Below are 22,278 nucleotides of genomic sequence, written 5' to 3' on the forward strand. Positions count from 1 at the left end.
CACGGGTTGATCGGCACACAATCTCACAGCCACATGCTGGCGTTTGCTCGGGGCAAACGCCATACTGGCCAGCTTGTTGCGGCATGAACCCCATGACCGCTGACGTCGACCGGTTCCTCTGGATCATCCTGTGAAGATTCTATCAACTACGAATGTGCTCCGTAGCGTCATCTGCCTCCTTGCTGCGGTCTCGACCTGCCCCGCCCAAGATACCAGCGTAGGCATCCTGCCATTGCGAGTCGAATCGACTCCCATCAACGACGGCCCCACGGCACTCGATGAGTATGTTGCCGCACCCGACGACACCTATCAATGGCAGCTTGTCGCGAGCAAAAGAGTCGACGGTTTTCGATATCACGTCATTGATTTGAAGTCGCAAACCTGGCTCACACCCGCGGAAGTCGATCGACCGGTTTGGCAACATTGGCTTACCCTGATCATTCCAGATGCGGCAACGTCGGAGACCGCCATGATGATGATTGACGGTGGCAGCAATGGCAAAGCGGCCCCCGAAAAATGGAATCCGTTGGCAGCCCAAGTCGCCCTGGCCACACGCAGCATCGTCGCCACCGTCAGCATGATCCCAAACCAGCCGCTGGAGTTCTCAGGCGATGGCCAGCGCCGCTATGAAGACGATCTGATCGGTTACACATGGGACAAGTACATGAAAACCGACGACGCTCGGTGGCCAGCTCGTTTGCCGATGACCAAAGCAGTCGTACGGGCAATGGATACCGTCGAAGCGTTCACGGCGCAAGACAACATCGATGGTCCTGCGGTGACAAGTTTCGTTGTCACCGGGGCCTCCAAACGAGGTTGGACGACTTGGACGACCGCGGCCGTAGACGATCGAGTCAAAGCGATCGCCCCCATTGTGATTGATGTGTTGAACGTCAGCAAATCGATGGACCATCACTTCGCGGCCTATGGTTTCTGGGCTCCGGCGATCGGCAATTATGTTCAGCATAAGATCACGGATCGATTCTTTGATCCACAATGTAAAGCGTTGCTGCAGTTGGTGGACCCGTTCGCCTACCGTGATCGACTTACCATGCCAAAGCTGATCCTCAATGCTGCGGGAGACCAATTTTTCCTGCCAGACTCGTCCCAGTGTTATTTTGATGAACTGCTTGGCGAGAAACACCTGTGTTACGTCCCCAACGGTGACCATTCGCTTGGCGGAACCAACGCCTTGGAGAGTCTGATCGCATTTCACTACGCCATCCTTAACGAGATCGACCGCCCTGATCTTGCTTGGGAATCCTTAAACGCCTCGAGCACTCGTATCGAGCCGACCATGAAGCCGAGTCAAGTCACTCTGTGGCAAGCGACCAACCCGAACGCTCGTGATTTCCGAGTCGAGACAATCGGCCGAAGTTACCTCGCCTCCGAGATTCAACCATCCGCGGACGGAAGCTACCTTGCAGAAGTCGAGGTACCCGAACAGGGCTTCACAGCTTTCTTGGTCCAGTTCGAGTTTGATATTGGCGCACCGACGCCGCTACGGCTCACCACTCCCGTTCGTGTCATCCCCGACACTCTGCCCTTTGCGGACCACTTGGAACGCCGCGCTCGGGTTGACCAGCCGAGGCAAACCGATTCATGACCCAAGAGGCAAACGAAGGCCCGGTCGTGATGGTGACCGGCGGCTCGTCGGGGCTAGGTAAGGTCATTGCTCGAACGTTTCTTGACGCGGGATTCCGTGTCGTGATCGTAGGACGCAATCAAGAGCGACTCGACGCAGCGAAAAGAGAATGGGGCAAATTAGAACAGGTCAAGACTGCCGTTGCGGATGTCTCGACCCACGCGGGAGCGGCAAACGCAGTTGCCGTAACGAACGAACACTTTGGACGACTCGATGCCTTGGTCAATTGCGTCGGCAGCAGTGATCGTGGACTGGTTGAGAATCTGACACACCAGCGGCTGGATGAGTTGATTCAACAAAATGTCCACACCGCCCTGCTCTGCTCCGTCGCCGCCTTGCCACTGCTCGAAGTTTCATCGGGCGCGATCGTCAATATCGGCTCACTGGCGGGAAAGGTCGGCGCCCGCTACCTCGGTGGATACTGCGTGGCCAAACACGCCTTGTCGGGGTTGACTCAGCAGATGCGACTGGAACTAAAACCTCGCGGGGTTCACGTTGCCCTGGTTAGCCCAGGACCGATCCGACGCGATGACGCGGGTTCACGCTACACAGCACAGGTGGACGAGACGCTGCCTGCGGACGCGGCAAAGCCAGGTGGTGGCACCTCCGTCAAAGGCATCGCTCCAGAAAAAGTTGCTGCCGCAGTCCTCGATGCTGTCCGCCGGCGACGCCCCGATGTTGTGATGCCAGGATACCTTCGGCTGCTGATTGCGATCGGACATTTATCACCGCGCATCGGCGATTGGCTTCTACGAAAATTGACCTCATCCAAGGAACGGAAACCCTAATTCCGATCTCCCACCGAACGAAGTGTTGGCGTAAATCGAAGCGATCCAATTGGCTCCTGAGAAGGCGATGTCGATTGCGGACAGCCAACCCGATCAAGAAAAGTTGCCTACTTTGGCTGATCGAGCTTTCGCTTTGCCCAGGCTGCCGCGCCCATCGCTCCGGCATCATCCCCCAGTTTTGCAGCAACAACCTCGAAGACGTCCTTGTAGACCGACATCACGTTCGCTTTAGCAGTCTTTCGAACGGTATTGACGATCAAGTCTTCCATCGCCTCCACCAAACCGCCGCCCAGAACGATTTTGTCGGGGGCGAGCAGGTTGACGATGTTGGCCACCGAGATGCCGATGCTTCGCGCCGACTCTTCGACAAGCTCCTTGACGATCTTGTCCCCTTTTTCAATCGAAGCCGCAAGGGCACCACTACGGATCTCACGGAGGTCCGTGCCTGCTTCCTCGAGCAAGTGAGGGGCATCGCCACGCACGGCTGCCTTGGCAGCCTCTGCGGCAATCGTTAAGCGGCTCGCTTCGGCTTCAAGCGTCCCAGAGATTGCGGATCCGCTCGCTCTGCGATCGGCCGAAACGCGAGTGTGCCCGATCTCCATGCAGCTGTACTTGGCGCCTTGCAGGATTTGGCCATCGTAGACACAACCGCCTCCGACGCCGGTTCCGGGAAAAATCCCCACCGCGCATCGGGCGTCTTTGGCCGAACCAAATAGATACTCACCATACAACCCTGCATCAACGTCATTCAGCACGATCACGCCGCAATCAAAACGCTTCTTCAAAAAATCGCCCACATCGACGTTGTCCCAACCCAAGTTGGGGGTCATCAAGATACGACCTTTCACCAAATCGATCGGTCCTGGGCATCCAATCCCGATCCCTGCGATGTTGGCCTTATTGAGATCATTATCGCCAAGCAGTCTCTCAATCGTCGAAGCGATCCGCTCGATCCCGTTCTCGGACCCTTCGCTGCCTTTGGTTTTTCGGCGACGACGACCGAGTTCCTTCCAATCCTGATCGTAAGCAATGGCGAGCATTTTTGTACCGCCGAGGTCAAAGCCGATCCAAATCGTTTTTGTGTCGGATGCCATAAGTTGTCCAGCAAAGGAGTTGAATTGGAAGTCATCCCGCGACGACGTGTCAGGGGGCAAGACAATGTACCGCGAACCGCATTGCGGCAGGAACGAAAATCACGAGACGATGACGACTTAGATCTTTATCAGTGCTTCGCCCGTCATTTCTTTTGGAACCGGCAATCCCATCAACTCGAGCAACGTTGGCGCGATATCCGCCAACCGCCCCCCCTCTCGCAGCTGCTTGCCTTCCAAACCGGGCTCGACCACGATCAGCGGCACCGTGTAGGTTGTGTGCGCCGTATGCGGGCCGCCCGTTACCGGGTCAATCATCTGCTCGCAGTTGCCATGGTCGGCCGTCACGACCAGCGATCCACCTTTCGCAAGCGTCGCTTCAACGACTTGTCCGACGCAGCCATCGACGGTTTCAACGGCTTTGATCGCAGCTTCCAAAACGCCGGTGTGTCCCACCATATCCCCGTTGGCGTAATTCACGATCAACAAGTCTGCTTCACCCGATTCGATTTCTTTCAAAACCTTGTCCGTGATTTCGTGAGCCGACATTTCGGGGGCTTGATCGTAGGTCGACACTTTCCGCGTCGAGGGTGCCATTTCGCGATCTTCGTGGCTAAAGGGTTCGTCACGATAATCGTTGAAGAAGAAGGTCACGTGGGGGTATTTTTCGGTCTCGGCACAGCGAAATTGGCTCAGCCCAAGCGACTCGACATACTCGCCGAGAATGTTGGGCATTTTGGCTCGTTTTTCATAGATCACCTGTACCGGCAATCCCGTTTCGTAACCGGTCATCGTGGCGAAATACAAATCGTCAAGCTTTTTACCACGATCGAATCCTCCACCGTCAATGTTCTTCCATTTTTCGTCGTCAAACGTGAACGCCTTGGTAATTTCACGGGTACGATCGCCACGATAGTTGAAAAAGATCACGGCGTCGCCATCGGCAACGACCGTCGGTTTGCCGTTGTGCAAAATGGAGGTTGGCTCAATGAATTCGTCACCTGTCCGATTGGAATCGGTGGGGTGATCGTAGTAATTTTGGATCGCCTCACTGGCGGAGTTGGCAGTCGCTTCGGAACCCTGGGTCATCGTTTTGTAACACGCTTCCACGCGTTCCCAACGCAGATCGCGGTCCATTGCGTAAAACCGACCCATCACCGTGGCGACATAACCGACACCCTTTTCCTTCATCGCCGCTTCGAGTTGGCGGACATACTCCAACCCGCCTGTCGGTGACGTATCGCGACCATCGGTGATGGCATGCACGGCGAAGCGGTCGGAGTCCAAGTCGTGACGCTTCACCAAATCGACGATCGCGATCGCATGGTCCAAATCACTGTGAACTCGGCCGTCGGACATCAGGCCCAACAAATGTAGTTTGCCGCCAGTCTTCTTGACATGCTCGATCGACTCGAGCAACACCGGATTGGCGAAGAACGACTCGTCACGAATCGCTCGTGTGATTCGCATCACCTCTTGGTCGACAATTCGTCCCGCACCGATGTTTTGGTGCCCCACTTCGCTGTTGCCCATCACACCATCGGGAAGTCCAACATCTTCGCCCGAAGTCGCGATCAGGACATGGGGGTACTTTGCCATCAACGAATCGGCAACCGGCGTTTTGCCCAGATAAACCGCGTTGCAGTCGTTCCATTTCGAATCAGGATTCTGGCCCCATCCATCACGGATGATCAACACGACGGGCTTGCGGCGAACTTGGGTCAAGGCTCTATCTCTCTTATCAAGCGGGAGAATCAAAGGGATCGGGAATCCTAGTTTTAGCTAACCGAGGCGGTTTTCGGAACGGCCTGCCGAGCCGCTCGCCTATTTCGAACCTATCCGAAAAGGGGTCTGACCCTTTGTCGACCGACGTTTCGATTGCTCAAAAACTCGGTGTTTTCCAATGGAATCGCTACCGATACGCTCAGACCAAGAGAGGGTCTGACCCCTTTTCGGATAGGTTCTTATTGCGGATTGCCAGCAGACGCGAGTGCCAACCGTCTGCTGAATCGGCTAATCTGCTCACTCCAACCGACTTTTTCTCGTTTTTTGCTTGCCGCCTTTTATGAGCTTATTGGCTTTTGACGCTTCAGGATCCATTAACGCCGACTACGGTGTCAAAGAGCACCAACTCGACTCCGTTGCAGAGGAATTTGAGCGAATCCGTGCAAAGATTGCCGAGGCGAACCCGTTCCCCTGCGACAACTTGGCACAAAAAAGTGAGGACGAGTCTTCTCGTTTTTTTCGTCTTCCTGAAAAGGAATTGGCCGACTATGCCGAGCGCCGTGAAGGGTCGCTGCTCGGCCGCATCTTCAAAGTGGCCAACACGATCCATGAGCAGATCGATGCCGTGGTCGTGCTGGGCCGTTCCCAAATGATCGAGGGGCCGCGAGCGATCATGCAGGCATCATGCGAACCCTTTCACAACGAGTTATCCCGCGCCGAACGTGGTAGTCGGCCTCGGATGTATTTCGGTGGCAGCGACTTCGACAATGATACCCGTGCCGCTCTGCTGCAGCGACTGTCGTTGGGTGGTTACGTCGACACGCCCCCCGAAAAACGCTGGGCCTTGGTGATGATCGATAGCGATCGCCTGGACGCTTGCACCACCCTAGAAAGCCGCATGGCATTCCATCAAACGCTCAGGGAACTCGAAAAATCCAACTGGCTTGCAGATCCTTCGAAGAGCTCCAATTTCGTCATTCCCATTGCTCGACCCGATGGCCCTCTTGGCGACATCGCAAGATCGCTCGGCTGTGAAGACGTGTTTGAAATCTGCAACGATGTCCCCGATGCTTCGAGCGTTCTGTCGTCTGCGTCGCTAATGCCCGCTGCGCTGCTGGGCCTTGATTGCATGATGCTGCTCGAAGGCGCAGCGATGATGAACCACCATTTTTTGCAGTCGCCGTTTTCCGAGAACATCGTTCTCCAATACGCCGCAGTCCATCACCTGCTGCGGACCGATCGTCAGATCACCACGCGGACACAGAACGTTTGGTCGGGTGCCTTGGCCGCGTTAGGAAAATGGTACGAACGACTGATCGAGGACCAACTTGCCGGCATCATCCCGCTGACATGGATGCAGCGCCATGAGTTTCCTAATCACCATCAAGTCATAACCCAATGGGTCGTTGAGTCGCCGAGAATCGATCCGCTTGCGACCGTCCTCAGCGATCGACCGCTACCCCATTTTGCCTGCGAAGCCATCCAACACGCCAACCGCAGCGCCGGTGATCTTTGCTGCCCGACGATGACGATTTCGCTTTCTCACATCGACTCGCACACACTCGGACAGTTCTTCCAAATGTTGATGATCGCGACCTGGGTGGAACACACGATGGAGTCCCAGGCAGGAAGGGGGATGGGAAAGAACGCGGTTCACGGAGTAGGATGAAAGGTCGGTCATCGTTCCAAACACCACCTAACCCAACCTTCCCATGTCAGCGATTGATCAACTATTTACCGAGCTTCGTGGTGCCAAGCGAAAGGCGTTGATGCCATTTGTGACCGCAGGAGACCCTGAGATCGACACGACCGAAGCGATCCTTCGCTCGCTCGCCGGCGCCGGAGCGGACTTGTGCGAACTGGGGGTTCCCTACAGCGATCCGATCGCCGACGGGCCCGTCATTCAATCTTCATATCAACGTGCCTTGGAAAGTGGCTTCAAGTTGCAACAAGTGTTTGAGATGGGCAAGCGAATGGTCGGCGAGGTTGCAATGCCTCGCGTCACGATGGTCAGCTATTCGATCATCCACCGGGTTGGAGTCGAAGCGTATGTTCAAAAGGCCGTTGAAGCGGGTTACGCCGGCGCGATCGTTCCCGATTTGCTGGTTGAGGAGGCCACCGAATTCGCCCAAATATGTAAGGCCGCCGACTTTAGCCTGATACAACTCGTCACTCCCACGACCCCCAAGGAACGGCAAGTTCGGATTGCCAAATCGTCATCGGGGTTCCTGTACTACGTTTCGGTGACCGGCATTACCGGTGAACGGACCGCCCTGCCCTCGGACCTGGTCGACAAGGTGACATGGCTGCGAGGCGAAACCGATTTGCCGATCTGCATCGGCTTTGGGATCAGCAGTCCGGAAACGGCCGCGACCTTGGCCCCCGTTGCCGATGGATTGATCGTGGGATCGGCCATCGTCCGACGCATCGCCCAAGCAGAAGGCAAACAGGATGCCGTCGAAAAAGTCAGCAAATTTGTCCAACAGCTGCGGTCTGCGATTGACGCCGTCTAGCCCAGATTATTCGTTGGAGTGGTAGGCTTTAGCCGATTGCGGCTGGATCCTTGCTGAATCGGCTAAAGCCTACGACTCCAACGTGCGCAGTCTGTTTCTTACTCAATCGATGTAAGCTGATTGCATACAAAGGGTTACGGGGAAAAGGTTTGGACGGATGAATAATCCGGGCTAGCACTCCTTGGACAGCCGCATGCTGAGTAGAAATCGAGTGGACCTCGCCCCGATTATTTGAGCCTACCGGATAAAGAGAGACGGCGCGTGGTGTTCGGAAACACGAGTTTCCGATGACACTTATCGCACGATTCGCCAACAGCGATGAATCCGGCGATTTCGAAAATCCTCGGGCACCGTTTGATTGGAGATCTCGTGGACTTCACTGGCGGAGACCGATTCGACGTCAAACTTGAATCGCCGGAAATTCGTCGAGAAATAGATCACGCCTCCTTTGCGCACCAGTGGCATCAGTTCGTTGAGCAACGGGAGCGAATCGGTTTGCACATCCCAATCCTCTTCGGTTCGTTTGCTGTTGGAAAAGGTCGGCGGATCAAACACGACCAAGTCATACTTTTCGCCTGGGGGATGGTTGCGAAGGAACGTTTTGACATCTTCGGCGACAAACCGATGCTGATTGCCCAAGAACCCGTTCAGTCGCATATTCTGCCAACCCCAATCCAAGTAGGACTTCGATAAGTCGACACTTAAGGTGCTCTTCGCACCGCCAGCGGCCGCGTAGACCGAGAACGATCCGGTGTAGGCAAACAAATTCAAGAAATGCTTCCCGTCCGCCAACTCGCGCACCATTTGTCGCGTGATCCGGTGATCCAAGAATAGGCCCGTGTCAACGTAGTCCGCCAGATTCACCAAGAACTTGAGGCCGCCTTCATGGACTTCGATCTTTTGGTTCGTTTCATCCACCTTTTCGTGCTGTGTCTTGCCGCGTTGACGACCGCGACGTTTGAAAAACACATTTTGTTTGGGCACTTCGAGCGTCTTGCCAGCGGTTTCGGCCATCAGATCGAGCCAGTTGGCGTGTTGGGCCGGGTCGCGATCGTGAGGTCGCTCGTATTCCGTCAGATGCAAGTAGTCCTCGTAACGATCAACGATCAGCGGGATCTCGGGAATGTCACGCTCATACAAACGAAAACAGGTGATCCCGCGCCGCGTGGGCCAGCGGCGCAGATGTTTGGCTCGCTTACGAAGCCGGGTGGCGAACAGTTCCGCTTGCTCAAGCCCCTTGTCCGACAAATGCCCAAAGGCCGGTGTTCCGGATGCGTGAACGTAGGGCTTCGGCTTCACCCCGTCCGCAGTTGATGGTTTTGTCGGTGCCCCGGTTTCCAGTCCGGTTTCCGGCTCACGCGCCTCTCGCAGCCCGTTTGCATCGGCCTCCAACTCACCGGCCACCAGTTCGTCGTTCACCGGCGCGTCGTTGACCGGCTCGTCGTTCACCGGCTCGTCGTTCACCGGCTCGTCGTTCACCGGCTCGTCGTTCACCGGCTCGTCGATCGCCGGCTGATTGGTCGCCAGCGGATTGATCACCGGCTTTGGGCCGTGGAATTGATAATAGGTGCACTCGATCCGGCCGTTATACAATTTACGGCGTCGATCGGCCGACCGCCCAACGACGCGTTCAAACCGTGGATAAGCGGTCAACAAATAGTGTGACCAAGTCGGCAACTTGCGCAGGACATGCGGAATCGATTCGTACAGCGCATCGAGTTCGCGTTGTTCGCGATAGCTTTCGTTGCCAATTCGCAAGCCGTAAGGAGGGTTGGTGATCAAGCAACCGAATCGTCGTTTGCTGGTCAATTCGCTCAAGGGCTGAGCGTGAAAGTGAATGTCGTCGGCGACTGCGGCCCGCTCTGCATTCTCTCGAGCGGCACGCAAAACCCGACCGTCAAGATCGCTACCGATGATCCGCTCTTCGAGTGGCGGCAAGATCGCTGCCTGGGCAGTTGCCCGAGCGTCTTGCCAAAGCTCCGCGGGATAATCTTGCCACGCCTCGCAGGCAAACTCTCGCGTCAACCCCGGCGCGATGTTGCGTCCGATCCGTGCCGCTTCGATAGGGATCGTCCCGCTGCCACAGAACGGATCGATCATCGGGCGACCCGCTTTCCAGTAACTCAGCAACACCATCGCCGCAGCCAGTGTTTCTTTCAGTGGTGCTTTGGAGACATGGGTCCGGTAGCCGCGCCGATGCAAACTTCGTCCTGTCGTATCGATCGTGATCGTCGCGACGTCCTTCAACAGCGCGATATCCACTTTGTACTCGCAGCCCGTTTCCGGAAGTGTCTCGGTGGCGTGATCACGACGCAGCGCATCGACGATCGCCCGTTTAACGGTTCGCTGGCATGCCGGAACGCTGGTCAGCGCCGACTTCACCGACCGACCCGTGACCGGAAAACTGGCATCGACGGCAATCCATTTACCCCACTCGATTGCGCGCGTCGTGTCAAACAAGGCATCGAAATCAGCTGCCGGAAACTCGGCAATGCGAATCAAGATTCGATCCGCTGTCCGCAACCACAAATTGGCTTCAAGGATCGCTGCTCGGCCACCACGAAAATGGACTCGGCCCGCTTCGCCAATCGACGCATCGATTCCAAGCGATTCAAGTTCGCGGCGCACGATCGCCTCGAGCCCAAAGGCACACGCGGCAATCAGATCGTAGGACTCGTCGTTCAAGTTCGAACTCATGGAAGGAAACCGATCGGGAATGGGGTCGAGCGATCAGTCTACCGCGAAACCAACAAAACCACTATTCGGGCGGTTTTTCGTTGCCAAGGATCCACGTGTCCGCAACAATGGACCGCCATCCGGCCCCCTTTCGTGCGAAGCGGCTGAGCCAACTCACCATCCATTCGGAACACAAGATCCTTTCCATGAAGTTCAACTCGCTTTGCATGGCCTGTTTTGTGGCAGCCATCACACTCCACGGCACCGTTTCCGCACCGGCTCAGGATCATCTCGACTGGGCCCAAACGCCTCCGATGGGATGGAACAGTTTCGATTGTTTCGGCGCTGCGGTGAACGAAGACGAAATTCGCGGGAATGCCGAGATCATGGCGGCACATCTGAAGGATTTTGGCTGGCAGTATGTCGTTGTCGATTACTGCTGGTTCTATCCCCACGTTGCCGCCCTGAACAATCCGCCACAAACCGAAGACTTCAAACCTTCGCTGCCGATGGATACGTACGGTCGGTTGCTTCCGGCGGTCGATCGGTTTCCGTCGGCAACGGGCGACACCGGTTTCAAGGCTTTAGGAGACCATATTCATTCGCTCGGGCTGAAATTCGGCATTCACGTCATGCGTGGCATCCCACGCGAAGCGGTGGCGCGGAAGATGCCGATCAAGGGAACACAGTACACGGCCGACCAGGTCACGGACCAATCAACGTGTTCATGGCTCAACACGATGTACGGACTCGATATGGATCAACCGGGTGCCCAAGCCTACTACGATTCGCTATTGGAACTGTATGCGAGTTGGGGCGTCGACTATATCAAGGTCGATGACATCGCCAGTCCTTATTGTGACAAGGAAATCGAAGGCTACCGCAAAGCAATCGATCGTTGTGGGCGACAGATCGTGCTCAGCCTCTCACCTGGCAACGAAACACCCACGGAAATGGCCGAGCATGTCAAAGCCAATGCGAACCTGTGGCGGATCTCCTCCGATTTCTGGGACAACTGGGAATCGCTGGAAGCCCAGTTCGAAAAACTCCACACTTGGGAAAACTTCATTGGAGCCGGGCATTGGCCCGATGCAGACATGATCCCGTTCGGAGTCCTGAACCGGCGTGGCCCCCAAGATGGCTTGGAACGGGTCTCGCGGTTGACCGCCGCAGAACAACGGACCTTGATGACTCTATGGTGCATCGCCAGATCACCCTTGATGTATGGCGGTGACCTGATGCGGATGCGGCCGTCTGAATTGAAGCTCTTAACCAATCGCGACGTCCTGGCGGTTAATCAACACAGCACGAACAATCGACAGCTGTATCGCTCGTCCGGCCAAGTCGTCTGGGTCGCCGACGTGCCCGATTCAAACGACAAGTACATCGCACTTTTCAACACTCGCGACCACGGGGAATCAACCGTAGGTATGAGGTTGGCCGACATCAAGGTCAAAGACAACGCGACGATGCGCGACTTGTGGAACGGTCAGGAAATGCCTTTGGTCAATGCACTGTACGCGACGATCGAAGCTCACGGGGCCGGGCTGTATCGGATCCATCCCGAGTGATGCAGCGCACCGGTTTGTGGAGACGGGGTGGTCGTCGTATAATGGTGATCCCCGCCCATTGACCAGAATCCGCAGCGGCGTCGCTTGCGTTGTTGGTTCCTACCTACCGTTCCTCTCGCCGAAGCTCTCCGCCATGTTCATTCGCTCTGGACTCGCGTTGCTCGTTGCCCTTTCCCTGCCTACGTCCGCCCGTGCGGCGGAGTGGTTCGTCGAGGGTTCGATCGAGACCTCAGGTGACGGCTCGACAGCACGCCCGTTCAAGAAGATTGGTGAGGCGATCGATGCAATGCAGGGGGGTGACATCGTTACGGTTGGCAACGGCGTCTATCATGAATCATTGCGACTTTCCAAAGGGGGTTCACAAGACCAGCCCTCGACGATCCGAGCAGCCACCGGTAGCCGCGTGATCGTCAGCGGATTCAGCAAGATTGGCCAGTGGCAACCGTTCCGCGAAGGGGTCTATGCGACGACGGTGCCCGACAAGGTAACGAACTTGTACGTCGGCTACCGGCCGCAGCGAATTGCCTCGTCGCTGGATAAGGCCGATGCTTGGGTGCCCATTGTCTCGAGCGATGTCCCCGGCGGAATCGTCGATGTTGGCGACCAGCTGAACTCCCTTCCAGCTGCTGCGGAAATCGTCAGTACGCCAGCCAATGTTGCCGCGTTTGTCTTTTTCGGGCGTGGCAATGTCTTCAAGATCATCCCCGTCGATTCGATCGATTCGACTCGCGGGCGACTGGCCATGAATGCAAAAGAACTGCGAGGACTCGGTGCGAATGATCGATTGACCCTCTGTAATCACCACCTGCTGATCGATCGCGCGGGCGAATGGGCGTGTGAAAGTGAAGGTGACAAATGGAAGCTCTACTTCATGCCCGGCGACGCCGATGACTTACTGCGGACGCAAACCGTTAAGCAACCGCGACCGTTGTTGACGCTCGGGCATTGGAAGGACCCACAATCCGATTTCCGAGTCGAAGGCATCGAGTTTGCTGGTAGCGGATCGAGCGGTTTAAGTGCGGGCAAGGTCCAACGACTGACCGTCGACCGATGTATCGTTCATAACCACGCAAACAGCGGCGTCTCGGTTCGCAATTGCCAAGACATCCGCGTCGCCCACTCGATCGCATTTGCCAATCATACCGGTATCTCGATCGTGTCGACCCAGCGAGGCATGGTTGAACAAAACGAAGTGCTCGCCAACTACGTCGATGGAATCATTGTTGCCGGCGACATCTCGGGGAAGGATGCGGAACCGGAAACTCATGATGTGACCCTACGACAGAACTATGTCCATCATCATTTGCTGCACGGACACCCTGACAATTTCCAAACGTATCGTGGCGTGCATGGCATCCAGTTTCACGACAACTTGATCCTGTTGTCTGGCCAAGGATTAATGACCGAACAGACCTACGGCGGCGAACTTACCAACAATGTTTTTTTCGGAACCAGCGCTCGGTTGGTCATTTTCGGCCACCACAGTTCCAATGATTGGACCGTCACCCACAACACCTTTGGCTTCGGTGGCTGGGGCAGCATCGGGATGGATGGCAAAAATTACGTTATCTCGCAAAACCTGTTTCTCAACAACGTGCTAAACAGCGAAAGCGACTTTGAAGGTCAAGACAACCTGTTTTTGAATGACGCCGAGCGAGAGCAACCGATCCCGGGGAATCTGCCTCATCTTCAAGGTATCGCAACCGATCTGGATCAGTGCCGTGATGATCGACTTGCCTTGCGCGGTGTCGACGTCCAACAATCCTTTCGGGTTGGCGACCAGATTGAGATCAACGGTGACGGTAGAATCCGCACCGTCACGGAGGTTTCACCGTCCGGCATCGACTTCTCCCCTGCCCTGCCCGTCCGGCCTTGGCGAAATACGATCGTCTGGAATTGGAGGACGCAGACCGATTTCTCACTGGCCTTTTCAGCCGTCGAGTCCGACGGGGTGATCGGCGCGACGTTGGACGCCGCAGCCTACCGCGCCGGCGATTTTGATGGTGATGGCCAACGTGATCTCCCTGAAATGTCCGCTGACCTTCGCAGCAGCATTCCTGAAGCGAATGACCTGGTCGTGCTGTTGCATCTACCTTAAACGACGAGACAGGACATCGGATTCCCCCCCTGGCCGTCGACGCCGACGGTTTCTCCGGTTCCAAGCAAAACCTCCCTTCCCACCTTCGACTATGAAAACCCACCTTCGACTCGCCAGTGCAATCGCCCTAGCCTTCTTTGCAAGTGCCACGCTCGCTGCTGAGTTCTTTGTGGCTCCAAATGGCAACGCCAATCATCCCGGTACTGCCAACAAACCCTTTGCGACCATCGTGCAAGCTCGCGATGCGGTCCGCGTCTTGAAAGCGTCGCGTCCCTTGCAAGCCCCCGTGACCGTTTGGATTGCCGGCGGTACTTACACACTTGAAGAACCGATCTCGTTTGGTCCTCGAGACTCGGGCAGCGAGGAATTTCCAGTGCTCTTCAAGGCCGTCGATGGGCAACAACCGGTGATCGATGGAGGACGCAAGGTCTCTGGCTGGCAAAGACATGATCCGAATTTGTGGGTCGTCACGCTACCGGAATTTGCGAACCGCAAGCGGAGTTTTCACCAACTCTACATCAACGGCGAACAACGGACGCGGGCAAGAATTCCGAACGCAGGTTACTTGCGAGTGGCCGCATGTCCGGAGGGTACACCCAAGACAACCAATTATCACACGGATTGCAAGAGTTTCGAATTCAAGCCGGGTGACATCCGCTCGGATTGGACGAACCTCTGCGACGTTGAAACAATCGTCTACCACTTCTGGACCGATTCGCACTTGCCCATCCAAGAAGTCGACGAGCAAAAGAACCTCGTCACATTTGCCCATAAAGCAGGCAAGGTTTTCACCGATGACTTTACCGAAGACGGCGCCAGGTACATCGTTGAAAACGTTTTCGAAGGTTTGGACAGCCCCGGCGAATGGTATTTGAACCGTGAAACGGGCCAACTGTTCTATTTCCCGCTGCCCGGCGAAGACATGACGAACGTGCTAGCCGTGGTCCCAGTTGCGCCGTCGCTCATTGAAATCCACGGTGATCTTGCAAAGCATGAATTTGTCGAGCATCTGCAATTTGAGGGGTTAGCCTTCACTCACACGCAATTCGAACTACCGCGTGGCAACTCGAACGATCGTCAAGGCTCCGCCAGCGTTCCAGCGGCAGTGGCCTTGCATGCTGCCAAGCATTGTCGGTTTCAGAATTGCCTTTTTAGCGGCCTGGGAACCTGGGCCATCGATGTGACCGCAGGTTGTTCCGCAAACCAGTTCCTTGGTAACGAGATCGCAAACGTCGCAGCGGGTGGCATTCGCATCGACGGTGGGACGGAGAAGGATCCGCCCTGGCATCGCAGTAGCCACAATCAAATCACCGACAATCATCTTCACCACTACGGAGTCGACTATCCGTCGGCCGTCGGCATGCTGCTTGCCAACACCGAAAGCAACCGGGTGGCCCACAACGACATTCACCACGGCGGCTACACCGGCATCTCCGTCGGCTGGGTTTGGGGCTACCAGCGAAGCATCAGCCAGAATAATCAGATTGAGTACAACCATATCCATGACATCGGCGGCGTGCTATCCGACATGGGCGGCATTTATACCTTGGGCGTCTCGCCGGGCACGGTGATCCGCAACAACCACATTCACGATGTCACGGCCAACCACTATGGCGGATGGGGGATCTATCACGACGAAGGCTCGACCCATCTGTTAGTCGAAAACAACGTCGTCCACCATACCAAATTCGCGCCGTTTAACATTCACTATGCGAAAGAAGTGACGGTGCGTAACAATATCTTTGCGTACGGAATGCTCGAACAAATCAGCCGTGGCAAGAGTGAACCTCACAAGAGCGTTTTCTTTGAAAACAACCTTGTTTATTGGCGTGATGGCGAACTGCTAACCAAGAATTGGAAGGATGCTCCCTACACCTTCCACTTCCATCCCAAGCAGGAGTCGGGGACGCGAGAAGTCACCAGCACCTTTGAATTCGATTGGAATCTGTATTTCAACCCCAATATGCGAGTTGAGGAGGTCCGTTTTGCCGGCGATACTTGGAAAGAGTGGCAAGCACGAGGCAAAGACAAGCACTCGAGATACGCCGATCCTCTTTTCGCAGACCCTGCCTCGGGGGATTTCACGCTGTCGGCCGCCTCACCCGCATTCGAGTTAGGATTTCAGCCGATCGATTTGAGTGGCGTCGGGCCGAGGTGCGAGACAGGACCGTAGCAACCAGTGCGTTCCCGATTCGAACACGCAAGAGGAAAGGGGACGGGGGCAATTTCAAAGAGGAAAAGGTACGTTTCACATAAAGACCCCCGTCCCCTTTTTCCCCCGGCAAGCGATCATCGAGCAGTAGACCTGAATCTCAATCCCGTTGTCGCTGTGGCTGATCAAGTGCGCCCCGCCCATCAGCTGCTTGTAGAAGCGAAAGAAAATTGGCTCATCCGACGGAAGCGCGCGGAACCCAGACTCGAGGTTTTTTGGAGGTATGGCTCCGGTGTCCAATGCTCTCTTAGAAAAGAGTCCCCGACGGTCGGTCGTCCGCCGGGGACCGGTAGCACCCTTGGCGCACCGTCGACCGGGATATCCCTTGTCAAGTTGCACCTCTGCAGAGCTCCACTCCGTTTCTCCCGGCAACTGCACGATAACCAGTGAAAATAGCTCCTGCCAGCAATGATGGGACACCGGAGAGATGCCTCGAAAACCTCCTGCGCACGCTTCCGCCGGATGAGCCAGAAAATTTCAATCGTCCAGCGGTAAGAATAGATCAACGCAATGATTTCGGCGGGCACGTCCAATAGATCCGCAGCGAGTCCAGGGTCAGCGTTAGATCGTTCGTCCAACGAAGTTCACCCGCCTCTTCGAGTTCCACCATCAAACGCCGCGAAATCGCCGCGTTTGCCAAATCGATCAATTGTCCCACCACTCGATCATTGGCATTTCCAAGCTTTGTCTCGACATCACATTGGATGCGTGCTCTGCGACCGAACCCACAATAAAGAAGGGCCATGTTGAAGCCCTCCCTGCCTCAACATGGCCCATCAATGCTGGAACGATGACACCGATCGTTCCACCCTCCCAATCCATGGTGCTAATAACATCGGCAAGGTCGATCGATTCTCTACAACACTTTCGCGATCGATTCCCTTTTTTTGACTGAAAAACGAAACGCCGCAGTGATGGATGACTCCAACCTCTGCGGCGCACGCTAGACTTTAACGATTAGGCAGTTCTCACACACCGTCAGGTGGACTCCGACGAGTTGCTAATAGCGACAACTGTCACAGCCGGGATCCCTACATGCACACGGCGCACTTCCCGGCGACGCCCTCAGCAGCGAACAATCGAGCGGTTTATGGGCTGCCGAGCGCGCCGCACAATCGCACATCCCGTGGATGTGTTTGTGGTGCTTTGCACACTGCTTCGCACGTTCTTGGGCGTAGCCATCCCAAAGCCCCGTGTAACAGGCGTCGCTTCGGAAATACTGCAAGATCGACGAAGAGGGCAAGTTTGGCGTCCGGTGCGGGATCATTACATACTCTTCTTGCGGATGCCCGCACCCTCTTTGAGCACACGAACCGCACCCACAGGATGGACCGTCGCACGCGCGAGCGGATTGGCAAGCTCCACATCCGCACCCCGCGCCATACGCTTGCGGTACGGGCATCGCCGCAACTGGGTTCCGATTTCCATAGGCTTGTCCATTGGGGATGGGGGGATTCGGCGCGTAACCTGGTACGTTGGCCGGTGCATTGACAAACTGCTGAGCCGGTGGATCCGAAATCGGCTGCGGGGCCGATCGATTAGGGTTTTGAAGTTCATCGACTCGGGTGAACCGATCTTGAGAATCATCGGGCGGAGTGTTCCAAGCGGGTTCCCCTCGGTCAAACGTGGAGGATTCGGAAACCAATTGAGATGCTTGGTCGGGGACCGGTTGGACGTCAGCCATCAATTGTGGCTCATCGTAGGTGATCTCTTGGAGCAGTGAGTCCAAGTCGCCATCGGCCAATGCGCTGGAAACCACCAGTGCAGCGAGGCTAAAGAAAGCGATTGACAGTAGTTTATGCATAGAACGTACTTCCATGTGGAGAGGATGGTTGACTTAAGCAGAGCAGCCAAACTCGATCGTTGACGATGCATTGGTAAACAAATGGAGGAAATCGTGACCGCATCGTGCTGAACGAATCCGCTGGTTACTTAAGCATTCCCGCGCGTCAAGACATTTACAAATCTAGCGGCGCAATTCCGTGGAAAAATGTAGTCAGGACGCTGCAACAATGGTTGCGAGCGACCAAGTCTTCGCCACCGCTTTGGTTTACCTAACCCCTACTTCATCGCATCGAGCAGGGCCGCTTCGATGCTGGCTTGCCAGTCGGAGTCCATGATCTTGTTGCCATCACGATCGGAGACGTAAAAGACGTCAGCGACTTGATCAAGATGCGTATCAATTTTCGCGAAATGCAACACCACATTCTGCTGCACGAATGTCGAAGCGACACGATAGAGCAAACCGACTTCGTCATACGCAAAATAGGAAACGATCGTGAACCGCTCCACGGTATCATTGTCAAACGTTACCTTGGTCGGTAACACATTGACCTGCGACCCTTCCAGATGCTTCGAGGACCACGTCCGACGCTGTGGCGGTAGCGGTTTGTCAGGTGAATCCAACAATTGACGTACTCGCCCGCAGATCTCGTCGGTGCGACTTCGCGGAGGGCACTCGGGATAGTCGGGATCACTGATCCAAAAGTCGTCCCAAGCGACCTCATCCCCGACCGTTTCGATCTGAGCCCGAAGAATCGACAACCCCGCGGTGGTGAACGCTCCCGTCGCACGCGCGAAGGTTCCGATCGACTGTTTCGGCTCGCGGCGGACAACGGTGTACCGCATCGCCGACAGGACCGGATCGTACTGAGAGAGACAAATTGCCCCAGAATCCGCGTCCAACTCTTTGGCAACTTCTTGCAATTGATCGACCAACTGATCCGGTTCACTGCGAGTGAGCAGTGACAAGGGAAGGTTCTCAAGCAGTTCGAAACACGATCTCCGAGCAGCCTTGGCTTCCAAGCGAGCCGAAACCCGCTCATGGATCTTTTCAATCTCGGGATCGTCTTCGCTACCGGGCAAATGACCGGTATCGAAGTATCGCCGCGTCCTTTTGTAGAGATCCTCAATCAAACTCAACTTCCAATCGGTCAACACATCCGGACCGACGGCTTGTAGATCCGCTACGGCGTGAACGATCAATAACTCGAGCCGCCGGATCGACCCCACCTCCGCCGCGAATGACAGCACGATCTGCGGATCGCTGAGATCGTGTCGAAAGGCAACCACATTCACGATCAAGTGCTTTAGCACCAACCAGTGCAGCGTCTCGGTTGAAGCCGCATCCAACCCTAAACGCTCGGCTGTCTCCAACGCAATTCGAGCCCCAACGGCACAATGCTCTTCATCGTAGCCTTTGCCAACATCGTGAATCAGCAACGCCAAATGGAGGAGCCCTTTGTCTTTGAGCCGTCGATAGCGGCGTCCCATCGGCGACGAACCGTCGACCAATAACGTGGCCGCTTCCACGGCGCGGATGCAATGCACGTCCACAGTGTATTTGTGATACGCGTTGAATTGCAGCAATCCGCGTGTGCGTTTAAATGCGGGGATGAACTGCTCAATGATTCGCAACTCATGCAATCGCCGCAGCAGTTCTGCCAGACGACCGGGATGGCTTAACAGCGACAAAAATGCGCCAATCGAATCGGCATCCGGCAGCGTCGGCGGGCGTTCTTGCATCGCCAACCGAATCGCTTGCCACGTCCGATGCGAAATACGACGACGATTCTGGTTCGCCAAAAACATCAATCGCAACACATCCGGAAGACTCGACGCAAACGTCTTGAGTGCTCGGTCCGGCACCCAAATGTGCTTGGGTCCCATGCGGATGTTTTCGGAGACCTTTCGCGACAGCGATCGTTCGACCAACTGATGCAAAAAGGGCTGCGTTCGAGCATCATCGGCGAAGAAGCCGGATGCATAACGAACATTCCGCGTGTTGTCAAAATAGTCTTGCATGAACTGCTCGACCGGCAACTTGCCTTCTTCGCCAGGATAGCCCCACGCTTTGGCAATCTCCAATTGCATCGGACGATCCAACACATCCTGGCTTTTCTTTTCGCGAAAATGGATCTCATTGCGAAGCCGCAGCATGAACTCCGTGGCGCGACGCAGCACGCGATAATCCTCTTCCGGCAATCCTCCAAGCTTGACCAAACGTTCCAGATCGGTCTCGCCGTAAAGTGCGAAACCAATCCAACGGATCAATTGGATGTCACGGAGCCCACCGCGTGACCGTTTGACGTTCGGACGCAACAGATAATTGGTCTCGCCCCACTTTTTGCGTTCTTCTCGACGCGCGGCAATCACATCCGCAACAATCCGTTTTTGTCGTCGCATCGCTCCGTGGCGAAGCATATGAAAGTACTTGCTGTAAAGCTGCAAGCTACCCGAAAGCAAACGCGATTCGGTCAACGAGGAATAGATAACCGGATCCAGCCACGCTAACGAGCACGCTTCGTTAGCCAAACGGATCGAAAAGCCAACTTGGATCCCCGCGTCGACGAGATCACGCGTCAGATTCGCTGCTGCTTGCGTGGCTAAAGGTTCGGATTCGCGAGTGGTCAACAGCATCATGTCGGCATCCGAATAGGGCGCCAAATCTCGCCGTCCGAATCCACCATGAGCAACCAGCGCCAGACCGCCGAGGAGGGGGTCGTTTTGGAAGGATTCGATTGCACCATTCCAAACATCAAGCACGATGTCGTCGTACAAATCGGCTAATCGCGCGGAGACCAGAATTCCCTGCGAACCCGAATCATGTTGCAATTGAGCCTTTGCACGCCCCTCGCGAAGACGTTGGCGACATCGAAGGACGACGGGACGGAGGGTGCTAGCAGTCATGCAGAACGAGCGGTCTAGATGGCTTCTTCGCCGCGTTCGCCAGTGCGAATTCGGATCGAATCCTCAAGATTGGTTACGAAAATTTTCCCATCGCCGATCTGGCCAGTTTGGGCCGTCTGCACAATGGTATCGATCACCATCTTCAAATTCTCGTCGGCACAAATCACTTCGATCTTGACCTTGGGCACAAAATCGATCGCGTATTCGGTCCCACGATAGATTTCCGTATGCCCTTTCTGTCGGCCGAACCCGCGGACTTCACTGACGGTCATGCCATGAATTCCGTGATCCGTCAACGCGTTTTTCACGTCTTCCAGTTTAAAGTGACGGACAATGGCTTCAACTTTCTTCACAACGATACCTCAATTTTCTCGTCTGACGAACTCGATTCGGTAAACTCGATCGGTGAGAGCCTTTTCAGAATTCACGTGCCACCCGAAAACGCCCTCAACCCACGCGTGATCCTGAACCCATCAACCGAGTCCAAAATCCTCGAGACATTGTACACCCGCTATGCAACCCCACCAGCGGTCAGGCTCGAGAACGTTCGGATTCGCCCCAAACTGCCGGTTTGGTGATTTCGACGCCCCTACATCCGCGATTGGGAAAATTCTTGCAAACGCACCATGAAAACCTGCGACGTTTTTGTCCGCCGATGGCGGCTCGTCCCGCGCAGCGAAGCCGCCCTACGTGCTCGGCCTTTCCCAGTGAACTTCTGCTACCTGGGCATCTCGATTCGCGACTCGCGAAAGCACGAACAAAAGGTCGCTGAGCCGGTTGAGGTAGACGATCAGTTCCTCCGTCACACTCACCTCGTGTCGCCGGACCAAGGTCACCACTCGGCGTTCCGCTCGACGACAAACCGCTCGGCAAAGGTGCAGTTGGGTCGCTGCACTCGTCCCAGCCGGCAAGATAAAGTTCTTGAGCGGCGAAAGCGTTGCCTCATGCTCGTCAATCCACTGCTCCAACCGGGCGATGTGCGTCGCATTGATGATCCGCATCTCATGCTGGTCCGGCTCCGGCGTCGCCAATTCGGCACCGATCGAAAACAACTCGTTTTGGATCTGCTGCAATTGACCATCGACCTGCTCGGAAACGACCGTGGAACGAGCCGTGCCGATGCATGCATTCAACTCATCGACCGTTCCGTAAGCTTCAATTCGGTCATCATCCTTGGAAACGCGCGGACCCCCAAACAAGCCGGTACTGCCGCAATCGCCTGTGCGTGTGTAGATTTTCATAATCGATAACTAATCAAAATATGGGCCGC

The 22,278-nt window shown here is 55.7% G+C and carries 15 protein-coding genes; 7 read left to right on the forward strand and 8 right to left on the reverse strand.

The genetic code is table 11. The features are described 5' to 3' along the window. Positions 1-130: 130 nt before the first annotated feature. Both Poly41_RS02830 and Poly41_RS02835 read left to right on the forward strand, forming a co-directional pair. Positions 131-1,606, forward strand: coding sequence for a PhoPQ-activated pathogenicity-related family protein (locus tag Poly41_RS02830; RefSeq protein ID WP_197231021.1), 1,476 nt, complete (start codon positions 131-133; stop codon positions 1,604-1,606). Continuing rightward, positions 1,603-2,433: an SDR family NAD(P)-dependent oxidoreductase gene (locus Poly41_RS02835; RefSeq protein WP_231615349.1), complete on the forward strand. Its 831-nt coding sequence runs from the start codon at positions 1,603-1,605 to the stop codon at positions 2,431-2,433. Before Poly41_RS02830 ends, Poly41_RS02835 begins: the two co-directional genes overlap by 4 nt. A gap of 107 nt (positions 2,434-2,540) precedes the next feature. Here Poly41_RS02835 and Poly41_RS02840 read toward each other — a convergent pair whose 3' ends face one another. Beyond that, entirely contained in the window at positions 2,541-3,527 is a 987-nt protein-coding gene (locus tag Poly41_RS02840; RefSeq protein ID WP_146524384.1) for an ROK family protein, read from the reverse strand. A 117-nt stretch (positions 3,528-3,644) separates the two neighbouring features. Further along, positions 3,645-5,249 (reverse strand): 2,3-bisphosphoglycerate-independent phosphoglycerate mutase, encoded by a 1,605-nt coding sequence (gene gpmI / locus Poly41_RS02845; RefSeq protein ID WP_146524385.1) that lies wholly within the window; start codon positions 5,247-5,249, stop codon positions 3,645-3,647. A 340-nt stretch (positions 5,250-5,589) separates the two neighbouring features. Here gpmI and Poly41_RS02850 point away from each other — a divergent pair, with 340 nt between their 5' ends. Then, positions 5,590-6,918 (forward strand): glucose-6-phosphate isomerase, encoded by a 1,329-nt coding sequence (locus tag Poly41_RS02850; protein ID WP_146524386.1) that lies wholly within the window; start codon positions 5,590-5,592, stop codon positions 6,916-6,918. A gap of 43 nt (positions 6,919-6,961) precedes the next feature. Next, the gene (gene trpA / locus Poly41_RS02855) at positions 6,962-7,762 is read left to right on the forward strand and encodes a tryptophan synthase subunit alpha (RefSeq protein WP_146524387.1); all 801 of its coding nucleotides are present in this window, start codon (positions 6,962-6,964) and stop codon (positions 7,760-7,762) included. 294 nt (positions 7,763-8,056) lie between these two features. Here the strand turns inward: trpA and rlmKL are convergent, their stop codons facing one another. Then, positions 8,057-10,459 (reverse strand): bifunctional 23S rRNA (guanine(2069)-N(7))-methyltransferase RlmK/23S rRNA (guanine(2445)-N(2))-methyltransferase RlmL, encoded by a 2,403-nt coding sequence (gene rlmKL, locus Poly41_RS02860; RefSeq protein WP_146524388.1) that lies wholly within the window; start codon positions 10,457-10,459, stop codon positions 8,057-8,059. A gap of 95 nt (positions 10,460-10,554) precedes the next feature. Here rlmKL and Poly41_RS02865 point away from each other — a divergent pair, with 95 nt between their 5' ends. The 3 genes from Poly41_RS02865 (at position 10,555) to Poly41_RS02875 (ending at position 16,280) form a co-directional block, all read left to right on the forward strand. After that, on the forward strand, positions 10,555-12,009 hold the full coding sequence (locus Poly41_RS02865; RefSeq protein WP_197231022.1) for a glycoside hydrolase family 27 protein: 1,455 nt from the start codon (positions 10,555-10,557) through the stop codon (positions 12,007-12,009). A gap of 133 nt (positions 12,010-12,142) precedes the next feature. Further along, complete coding sequence (locus tag Poly41_RS02870; protein ID WP_197231023.1) at positions 12,143-14,107, forward strand: right-handed parallel beta-helix repeat-containing protein; 1,965 nt, start codon at positions 12,143-12,145, stop codon at positions 14,105-14,107. Between the two features lie 91 nt (positions 14,108-14,198). Continuing rightward, a complete protein-coding gene (locus Poly41_RS02875) occupies positions 14,199-16,280 on the forward strand; it encodes a right-handed parallel beta-helix repeat-containing protein (protein ID WP_197231024.1) in 2,082 nt (693 codons plus the stop codon). Between the two features lie 541 nt (positions 16,281-16,821). On the opposite strand, the gene Poly41_RS33800 is transcribed toward Poly41_RS02875, so the two are convergent. The 5 genes from Poly41_RS33800 to Poly41_RS02905 all read right to left on the reverse strand — a co-directional run bounded on the left by Poly41_RS33800 (position 16,822) and on the right by Poly41_RS02905 (position 22,249). After that, a complete protein-coding gene (locus Poly41_RS33800; protein WP_197231025.1) occupies positions 16,822-17,064 on the reverse strand; it encodes a hypothetical protein in 243 nt (80 codons plus the stop codon). Positions 17,065-17,319: 255 nt separating this feature from the next. Next, positions 17,320-18,123, reverse strand: coding sequence for a hypothetical protein (locus Poly41_RS02890; protein ID WP_146524394.1), 804 nt, complete (start codon positions 18,121-18,123; stop codon positions 17,320-17,322). Positions 18,124-18,380: 257 nt separating this feature from the next. Continuing rightward, entirely contained in the window at positions 18,381-21,008 is a 2,628-nt protein-coding gene (gene glnD / locus Poly41_RS02895) for a [protein-PII] uridylyltransferase (RefSeq protein WP_146524395.1), read from the reverse strand. A gap of 14 nt (positions 21,009-21,022) precedes the next feature. Continuing rightward, entirely contained in the window at positions 21,023-21,361 is a 339-nt protein-coding gene (locus Poly41_RS02900; protein ID WP_146524396.1) for a P-II family nitrogen regulator, read from the reverse strand. Positions 21,362-21,694: 333 nt separating this feature from the next. After that, positions 21,695-22,249 (reverse strand): cob(I)yrinic acid a,c-diamide adenosyltransferase, encoded by a 555-nt coding sequence (locus tag Poly41_RS02905; protein ID WP_146524397.1) that lies wholly within the window; start codon positions 22,247-22,249, stop codon positions 21,695-21,697. Between the last annotated feature and the right edge of the window lie 29 nt (positions 22,250-22,278).

Origin of the sequence: Novipirellula artificiosorum, from assembly GCF_007860135.1 — a bacterium.
In the GTDB taxonomy this organism is placed as follows: domain Bacteria; phylum Planctomycetota; class Planctomycetia; order Pirellulales; family Pirellulaceae; genus Novipirellula_A; species Novipirellula_A artificiosorum.

Bases quoted from the DNA above. Each gene is read 5' to 3' on its own strand.
- Poly41_RS02835 (WP_231615349.1), top strand. From the start codon at position 1,603: ATGACCCAAGAGGCAAACGAAGGCCCGGTCGTGATGGTGACCGGCGGC.
- Poly41_RS02840 (WP_146524384.1), bottom strand. From the start codon at position 3,527: ATGGCATCCGACACAAAAACGATTTGGATCGGCTTTGACCTCGGCGGT.
- Poly41_RS02850 (WP_146524386.1), top strand. From the start codon at position 5,590: ATGAGCTTATTGGCTTTTGACGCTTCAGGATCCATTAACGCCGACTAC.
- trpA (WP_146524387.1), top strand. From the start codon at position 6,962: ATGTCAGCGATTGATCAACTATTTACCGAGCTTCGTGGTGCCAAGCGA.
- rlmKL (WP_146524388.1), bottom strand. From the start codon at position 10,459: ATGAGTTCGAACTTGAACGACGAGTCCTACGATCTGATTGCCGCGTGT.
- Poly41_RS02870 (WP_197231023.1), top strand. From the start codon at position 12,143: ATGTTCATTCGCTCTGGACTCGCGTTGCTCGTTGCCCTTTCCCTGCCT.
- Poly41_RS02875 (WP_197231024.1), top strand. From the start codon at position 14,199: ATGAAAACCCACCTTCGACTCGCCAGTGCAATCGCCCTAGCCTTCTTT.
- Poly41_RS33800 (WP_197231025.1), bottom strand. From the start codon at position 17,064: ATGGCCCTTCTTTATTGTGGGTTCGGTCGCAGAGCACGCATCCAATGT.
- Poly41_RS02890 (WP_146524394.1), bottom strand. From the start codon at position 18,123: ATGCATAAACTACTGTCAATCGCTTTCTTTAGCCTCGCTGCACTGGTG.
- glnD (WP_146524395.1), bottom strand. From the start codon at position 21,008: ATGACTGCTAGCACCCTCCGTCCCGTCGTCCTTCGATGTCGCCAACGT.
- Poly41_RS02905 (WP_146524397.1), bottom strand. From the start codon at position 22,249: ATGAAAATCTACACACGCACAGGCGATTGCGGCAGTACCGGCTTGTTT.